The organism is Kribbella sp. NPDC055071 (assembly GCF_053608045.1).
On the sequence record NZ_JBSGUS010000004.1, the window covers coordinates 385,349 to 392,884 of the forward strand.

A 7,536-nucleotide genomic window follows, 5' to 3' on the forward strand; every position below is an offset into this window, starting at 1 on the left:
TCTCAGCCCTTCACAGATCCGGCGGCCATGCCTTGAACCAGCTTGCGCTGGAAGAGCAGGGCCAGTACCAGGGGTGGGACAACCGCGAGCACGCCGGCCGCGGCCATCACGGTGAACTGGGTGTTGAAGTCGGTGGCGAAGTTCGCCGCCACCACCGGGATCGTCTTCGCGGCCTTGGTGCTGGTCAGGAACAGCGCGAACATGAACTCGTTCCACGCCGTCATGAACGCGAACACCGCCGCCGCGACCAGCCCGGGCGCCGCAACCGGCAGGAACACCGACCACATCGTCCTGAACCAACCGCAGCGATCCACGCGCGCCGCTTCCTCCAGTTCACGCGGCACCGACCGGAAGAAGTCCTTCAGGATCCAGATCGTGATCGGCAGCGCGAACGTCGTGTACGACAGGATCAGCGCGAGATACGTATCCAGCAGCCCCAACGTCCGCATCACCAGATAGAACGGGATGATGATCGCGATCCCCGGCACCATCCGAGTGAGCAGGTACAGCACGAGCAGCACCTGGCTCCCCTTGAACTTCAACCGCGAGAACGAGTACGCCGCGAACGTCGCGAGCACCAGGTTGAGTACGGCGGTCGCACTCGCCACGATCAAGCTGTTCCGCAACGAGTACGGCGTCTCCGACACGGCTCGGCCGCCTACCAGCTGCTGAGCCTCGTTCGGCCGGATGAACCCGAGATAGTTCTCCAAGGTCGGATGAACCGGGACCCAGTGCGGCGGCACCGCGATCGCGTCCACCTCGTGCATGAAGCTCATCGCGACGATCCAGTAGAACGGCAACACCAGATACAGCGCGAAGGCAACCGCCAGCACGTACAGAACGATCTTCTTCCACGGAATCCGATACCGGAGCGGGACCTGAACGACGGTACTCATACCTCGAAGTTTCCTTTCCGGTAGAGGAGGCCGATGTAGCCGACCGAGATCAGCAAGGTGATCGCGGTGATCACCCAGGCGTAGGCGCTGCCCAGGCCGAAGTCGGTGAAGGTGAGGACGGTCTGCACGTCGAGGAGGGCGATCGTCGTGGTCGCGTCGCCCGGACCACCGCCGGTGAGCACGTAGATCGTGTCGAACGCGCGGAACGCGTTCATCGTCTCGAGGATCAGCACGATCAGCAGCGGATGCAGCAGCCACGGCATCGTCACCTGCACGAACCGCTGGAACGAACCCGCTCGATCGACCGTGGCAGCGTCGTACAACTCGGACGGGATGGTCGACAAGCCGGCCAGCAGGATGATGACCGAGAACGGCAACGTGTTCCAGACCTGGGCCAACGCGGTGAAGAGGAACGCGCCGCTGCCGGACGTCAGCCATGCGTGATAGCTGTCGATCAGCCCGAACTGAGTGAGCAGGCCGTTCAATGCGCCGGTCTTGGCGTCGAAGATCGTGCGCCACATGAGGCCGTTGACCACGCCGGGCATTGCCCAGGGCAACAAAGCCAGGCTGAGCAGCAGACCGCGACCCCGGAACCGCTCGTTCAGCACCAGTGCCAGGATCAACGCGAGGACGACCGTCAGCCCGAGCACGACGAGGACGAACAGCGCGGACACCTTCAACGCCGAGAGGAACGCGTGGTCGGTGAGTAGTGCCTTGTAGTTGTCGAAACCGATGAACTTCTTCGCCCGTGGACGTTTCAGGTTGTTGCGCTGCAGGCTCACCCAGAACGAGTAGACGATCGGATAGGCGACCAGCAGGGCGATCACGACGATGGCCGGCGCGTTCAACGCCCAGGCCTTCGCGTTGTCGCCGAGCGGGCGGCGCTCGGTGCTGACCGACATGCTCAGGAGTACTTCTTCTTGAGGGTTTCGGCCGTCTGGGCCAGCGAAGCGACCGCTGCGGCGGGCTGCGTCTGGTTGCTCAGCACACCCTGCACGACCTTGTGCATCTCGACCTCGAACTCGGTGTACCAGGCGACGCCGAGCACGTTCCGCGGCTTGGCGATCTCGGCCAGGTGCGCGTAGACGGCCGGATCGGCGAACTTCTTCAGCGCCGCGGTCACTTCGGGGTCACTGGCCATCGACTTGTAGGCGAACCCGAGCCCGCGCTGCGTGAACCAGAACTTGGCGGTGTAAGGCTTCTTGTCCTCGCCGAGCCCACCGAGATACGTGAGCAGCTTGAACGCGTTGTCCTTGACCTCGGTGTCCTGGGCCAGGGCGTAGAGCCGGGTGTTGCTGACGGTGCCGTGCTCCTTGCCGTCGAGGCTGGGCATCAACGCCATCTTCATCTTGCCCGCTGTCTTGGACTTGGTCGGGTCGTTGTAGTCGCGCAGCGCGTAGCGAGCCCCGATGGTGAAGGCGTAGCGGCCTGCCTTCATCGCGTTGTCGACCGGGACGGGCAGCAACTGCAGCGACGCCGGGTCGAGCACCTTCGACTTGTTCGTTGCATCCTGCAACCAGGTGAAGACATCCTTCGTGACGGTGTCGGTCGTGTTCATGATCGGCGCCTGCTGATCGTCGAACAGGTTGCCGCCACTCGCGAAGACCAGCGCCCATACCCATGCCCACCAGGTGTCCGAGAGCTGCGCGGGCAGGCCGATCGGGGTCTCCAGCAGACCGTCGCTCTTGATCTTCGCGGCCTGGGCCTCCAGCTCCTCCAGGCTCGTCGGTGGTTTGTTGAAGCCTGCTTTGGCGAGGATCTCGGCGTTGTAGATCAGGCAGTTCGAGTCCGTGTAGTACGGCAGGCCGTAGCGCTTGCCTTGGTACGTCATCGCTTCCGCGTTGCCCGGGTAGATCCCGGCGTACACCTCGTCGACGCCGGGCAGCCCGTCGAGTGGCTGCAGGTAGTCACCCTCGACCCAGGCCGCGAGCGAATCGTCGTACACGTAGAGAGCGTCCGGGCCGCCGCCACCGGTGAACTCGGCGACGACCTTCTGCACGTACTGGGCACTGGTGATCGGGGTGTAGTTGACCTTGATGTTGCTGGTCTTGGTGAAGTTGTCCAGATTCTGCTGGACCAGGGATGCTTCGTAGTCCCAGCCCTCGAACTTCACGCTGCCGTCCCCGGCACCGGCGGACTTGTCGTTCGAACAGGCGGAGAGCAGCGGTGACACGGCCGGAACGGTCAGACCGAGACCGGCGTACTTCAGGATCTGGCGGCGGGTGAGCTCCATGGTGGTTTCTCCAACGCTTGGGCGATGCGCAGTCGGTACAGACGCGTCGGGCGTCCTTTCGGGTGGTGCTGAGCAGTGCCCTCGACGCTCACCAGGCCGCCTGCGTCGAGGGTCCGGATCAGCCGGCGACCGCTCTGATCCGTGATGCCGAGATGACCCGCGAGCTCCCCAGGCGAGAGCGAACGGCCTTCCAGCTCGTGGTCCAGCGCCGCCAACCGGGAGACGGTGACTGCGCTGAGACCGACGTTCTTCGCGAGTTGCTCGATCTCGTCGCCGTGTTCGCGGTACGAGAACCGCAACGCGTCGCCGACCGGTCCCATCGGGCCGATGATCACGCCGCTGTCCTCGAACAGGTACGCGCACGGCTCGCTCGCAAGCTCGGCCCGGGCGGCCGCCTGCTCCGCGAGCAGGACGCAGTTGCGGGCAGAGACTCCGACGCCGAAGCCGGCCGAGACCTGTACGCCGAGCGCCGCGGCCGCTTCGGCCAACGCCGGTACGGCGACCCAGTTGCGGGTGATGCGTTCGAACAGGGCCTTGTGGGCGAACACGACGACGCCACGCCGGCCGCGGTTCTCGATCCAGGCGCCGGCGAACTCGGGGGTGTTGAGCAACAGATTCATCAGGCCGATCCGCGCCCGCTCCTCGTCCGAGGACTGCGAGATGAGGAAGACGCCGGCGGCGAAGCGCTGTGCGCTGGCACGGTCGGACTCGATCCGCAGCGCCAGCTCGTGCAGCTCGGTCCGGATCGTCGCCGGTACCGGCATGCCGCTCATGATCGGGATCTCGCCGTTCAGCCGGTCGCGGACGGCGGCGCGGACGCTGATCACGTAGCTGCGATCGCCGAAGCGCTGATACGCGCTGCGATGGAAGTCGACGATGTCCTCGACCGTCTGGGTCGGTGCGTACGGCAAGCAGTCGATCTCGTCCTGGTCGAGCTCGAGCGCGGTGGCGACCGCCTCGACCGCGTCGGCGGGGAAGGTGTCGATGCTGACCGGGGTACGACCCCAGCCGCGCTCCTGGGCGCGGTAGAGCGCGAGGGTCAGGTCGAGTGCCGAGGAGCGGATGACGCCGACGGCGAGGCCGGGCGGCAGGAGTTCGCGACTGGCCGTGTACGGGACCGGGCCGGCCAGGAATCCGTCCAGCCGGGTGGTGCTGAGGAACTCCGCGACCTTGGGCCGGATCTCGTCCTCGCGGTCGTAGCTGACCCACTCCAGGTCGACGCCACCGAGCATGCTGGCCGCCTCGCGGAACAGCACACCGTGCGTCGAGTGGGTCACCACCCCGATCACAATCGCCACGGCACTCCCTCTTTCCGAACCATGTTCGGAAGTGATTCGTAAATCCGGTGTCGCTAAAACTCCTACCTCGCAGGGCCTCAGGTCAAGGGATCAGCCAAAAGAAATCTCGGCGAAACACGAGCATGGTGGGTCGTCCGAATCTGCACGATTCGTTCAAGACCGGGCTGTCGGGCCGCTCATAGTCTCGGGTCATCTGAGGGAGCGAAGGAGAGACATGAGCAAGGTCTTGAGTGCCCATTCCGTGTCGGTCGACGGATTCATCACCGGCCGGGATCCCGGCGCGGGCCGTGGGCTCGGCGACGCGACGATGCTGTTCGACTGGTACTTCAACGGTGATACGCCGAGCCAGGTGTTCGACGGATTCAAGCTCAGCGAGCCGAGCGCCCGGATCTTCGACGCGTCCGCCGCACGCGTCGGCGCCACACTGTCCGGGCGGACGACGTACGACGACTCCGGCTGGATCAACGGCGGAGCGCCACACCCGACCGCGCCGCTGTTCGTGCTCAGCCATCGACCGGTGCCCGGGATGAGCGATCAGCAGACGCTCATCACGACCGGCATCGAGGACGCGATCGCGGCCGCGAGCAAGGTTGCCGGGGACAAAGACGTGGCCATCATGGGCGGAGGCGCGCTGACCTCCGCGCTCGTGGCGAACCTCGTCGACGAGGTCATCCTGCACCAGATTCCCATCCTGCTCGGCTCCGGCCGCAGCTTCTTCCAGGAGCTCCCCCGGCACATCGAGCTCCGTCTGATCGAGGCCGTCCCTGCGCCTGGCGTGACGCACCTGCACTACGAGGTGATCCGATGATCCTCGTCACCGGCGGGCTCGGCATGATCGGCGCCCACACCGCCCAGGCGCTCGCGGAGCTCGGCCACGAGGTCGTTGTCACCTCGCACCGGCGGACCGAGGTCCCGTCGTTCCTGGCCGGCAAGGTCACGGTGGAGTCCCTCGACGTCACCGATCGGGACGCGTTCCTTGCCCTCGGCAAGCAGTACGACATCAGCGACATCGTGCATCTGGCCGGCACGATCCCCGACGAGGATCCGGTCGGGTTCTTCCGCACGGATCTGACCGGTCTGCTCAACGCACTCGATGCCGCGCGCACCTGGGGCGTCCGCCGTTTCGCCGTCGCGAGCAGCCTCGGCGTCTACCTCGGACAGTCCGAGATCCCTTGGCACGAAGGGCTCGCGCTCCCCACGGCCGATCTGCCGCACCTGATCGTCGCGTTCAAGAAGGCCGTCGAGCCGATCACCACCCACGGCCTGCGGGACACCGACGTACAACCTGTTGTGCTGCGGATCGGCAGCATCTGGGGACCGCTCTTCGATCCGTACTCCCCGTTCAAGGGCACCGTGACGTACATCAGCAGCATCCTGCGCGGTGAAGAGCCACCACCCGTATACGGCGACGACGGCGGCGACGCCTGCTACGCCCCCGACGCCGGACGCGCGATCGCCCTCCTGATGAACGCCGAGACCCTGAACCACACCACCTACAACGTCTCCAGCGGCCGGCCCTTCACCAACCGCGAAGTCACCGACGCCCTGCAAGCACAGCTTCCCGATCTAGAGCTCGACGTCCTCCCGGTCCATGCCGGCGCCGATCCGTACCTGGACATCACCCGCCTGACCCAGGACACCGGCTTCACCCCGGCCTACGACACCGCTACCGCAGTCGCCCACTACCTGGCCTGGCGCGCCGACAACCCCCGCTGAAGGAGCCTTCCATGCTCGACCCGAAGATCCGAGCCGTCCTCGACGGCGCCGCGTTCGCCCACCTGGCGACGATCCTCCCCGACGGTTCACCCCACAGCACCCCGGTGTACGCCGGCACCCGCGGCGACCAGATCGTCATCTTCACCGGCCCGACCATGCGCAAGGCCCGCAACCTCCGCGCCGACCCCCGCCTCGCCCTGTCGATCGTCCCCGCCGACAACCCTTTCGAGCCAATCACCATCCGCGGCCACGTCACCGAATGGATCGAAGGCGACGAAGCCTGGGAAATCATCGACCCCCTGGTCGCGAAGTACATCGATCTGAAGTACGCCCGCGACCAGGAACGCCACGTCATCGTCATAGAACCCGACCACCAAAAGGTCGGCATGTAGTCACGCGTGCAGACCGGGCCGATCGAACACCGCTCCGCGGCGGGCTGATTTGTTGCCGCCTTCGGCGGGGCGCGGATCGCGGATCCGCCGCTCAACTGGTGTGCGCAGAACGACTCCGGTGCCGCCCGGGCCTCGGGAGGGCGCGCGAACTGCTGATACGCCGCCGATCTGGTCTGCGCCGAGAAACTGTGGTGGCGCGGTCTCCGGGCTGCGTGATCGTGCCAGTCGGGCCGGCGTGCATCAAGGGCGCCTACGGCGTCGCTGCGCGATCTTCGACCCTTGACCCACACCACCCCGACCAGGAAAGACCGCAGCTATCCCGGAGCCGCTCACCCGAGTGGTCGCGTGCTGGATGTGATCACGGCGGCCGACCGTGGTGAGGCCGACGAGCCGGGTCCGGGCGGGGCCGCCGGTGTGCTCACGGGGGCGGATCGCGGTGGGGTGGCGGGCCGCAGTGCCGCCGGGCACACCTGGAACCGGTCGGCCGATGAAGTCGCGGAGTTGCCCGGCCGGGATGGTCACCATCTCACGGGTTATCCAATGAGTTTGTCCCTTCACCCACCGGAATTTCACGCCAGAACCGACAAACTCAGGGGACAACCCCGGAGATGGTGGCCAAGAGCCGGGGTGGATCCGGGTGGATCTCGGGATGTGGCCGGATTTGTCCAGGTGGCGGGATTCTGGGGCTGGGACGGCCGGTCCGCGGGAGGTGGGAACACCTTGTGGCGGGTGTGAACACGATATTTCCTGTGTCAGTCCACCAGTAGTTGTGTCACCATCCGGCCCCGTCCCCCGGCGGACCTGGATCTGCCAGTGCATCGGCTGCTACGCCGAATCACACCGAACCAGACCAGCCCGGGTCCACGCCGAACCCGACCAGCCCGGCACCACACCGACCAACCGGATCCACACCACCCGGCTCACAACTCCCCGCGGGATCCGCGTAGCTGCGTCCTTCCCTGGTCGCGGTGGTGTGGGTCAAGGGTCGAGGATCGCGCAGC

At 66.1% G+C, this 7,536-nt stretch carries 8 protein-coding genes; 3 read left to right on the plus strand and 5 right to left on the minus strand.

The features are described from left to right. Positions 1–2: 2 nt before the first annotated feature. From ACWF4Z_RS10315 to ACWF4Z_RS10330, 4 genes are read right to left on the minus strand one after another with little or no spacing between them, the layout of a single operon-like run. Positions 3–896 (minus strand): carbohydrate ABC transporter permease, encoded by an 894-nt coding sequence (locus tag ACWF4Z_RS10315; RefSeq protein WP_452242669.1) that lies wholly within the window; start codon positions 894–896, stop codon positions 3–5. Then, positions 893–1,798 carry a carbohydrate ABC transporter permease gene (locus tag ACWF4Z_RS10320; protein ID WP_452242670.1) on the minus strand — a complete coding sequence of 302 codons (906 nt, stop codon included), beginning with the start codon at positions 1,796–1,798 and terminating at the stop codon, positions 893–895. Before ACWF4Z_RS10320 ends, ACWF4Z_RS10315 begins: the two co-directional genes overlap by 4 nt. A gap of 2 nt (positions 1,799–1,800) precedes the next feature. Then, positions 1,801–3,129, minus strand: coding sequence for an extracellular solute-binding protein (locus tag ACWF4Z_RS10325; protein WP_452242671.1), 1,329 nt, complete (start codon positions 3,127–3,129; stop codon positions 1,801–1,803). Continuing rightward, on the minus strand, positions 3,102–4,427 hold the full coding sequence (locus ACWF4Z_RS10330) for a hypothetical protein (protein ID WP_452242672.1): 1,326 nt from the start codon (positions 4,425–4,427) through the stop codon (positions 3,102–3,104). The genes ACWF4Z_RS10325 and ACWF4Z_RS10330 overlap by 28 nt, the downstream gene beginning before the upstream one ends. Before the next feature lie 214 nt (positions 4,428–4,641). On the opposite strand from ACWF4Z_RS10330, the gene ACWF4Z_RS10335 reads away from it, so the two are divergent. The 3 genes from ACWF4Z_RS10335 to ACWF4Z_RS10345 are packed head-to-tail and all read left to right on the plus strand — an operon-like array spanning position 4,642 to position 6,535. After that, positions 4,642–5,235 carry a dihydrofolate reductase family protein gene (locus ACWF4Z_RS10335; RefSeq protein ID WP_452242673.1) on the plus strand — a complete coding sequence of 198 codons (594 nt, stop codon included), beginning with the start codon at positions 4,642–4,644 and terminating at the stop codon, positions 5,233–5,235. Then, positions 5,232–6,143 (plus strand): NAD-dependent epimerase/dehydratase family protein, encoded by a 912-nt coding sequence (locus ACWF4Z_RS10340; RefSeq protein ID WP_452242674.1) that lies wholly within the window; start codon positions 5,232–5,234, stop codon positions 6,141–6,143. Before ACWF4Z_RS10335 ends, ACWF4Z_RS10340 begins: the two co-directional genes overlap by 4 nt. 11 nt (positions 6,144–6,154) lie before the next feature. Next, positions 6,155–6,535 carry a PPOX class F420-dependent oxidoreductase gene (locus ACWF4Z_RS10345; protein ID WP_452242675.1) on the plus strand — a complete coding sequence of 127 codons (381 nt, stop codon included), beginning with the start codon at positions 6,155–6,157 and terminating at the stop codon, positions 6,533–6,535. A 240-nt stretch (positions 6,536–6,775) separates the two neighbouring features. Here ACWF4Z_RS10345 and ACWF4Z_RS10350 read toward each other — a convergent pair whose 3' ends face one another. Then, on the minus strand, positions 6,776–7,060 hold the full coding sequence (locus ACWF4Z_RS10350) for a hypothetical protein (RefSeq protein WP_452242676.1): 285 nt from the start codon (positions 7,058–7,060) through the stop codon (positions 6,776–6,778). Positions 7,061–7,536 lie beyond the last annotated feature (476 nt).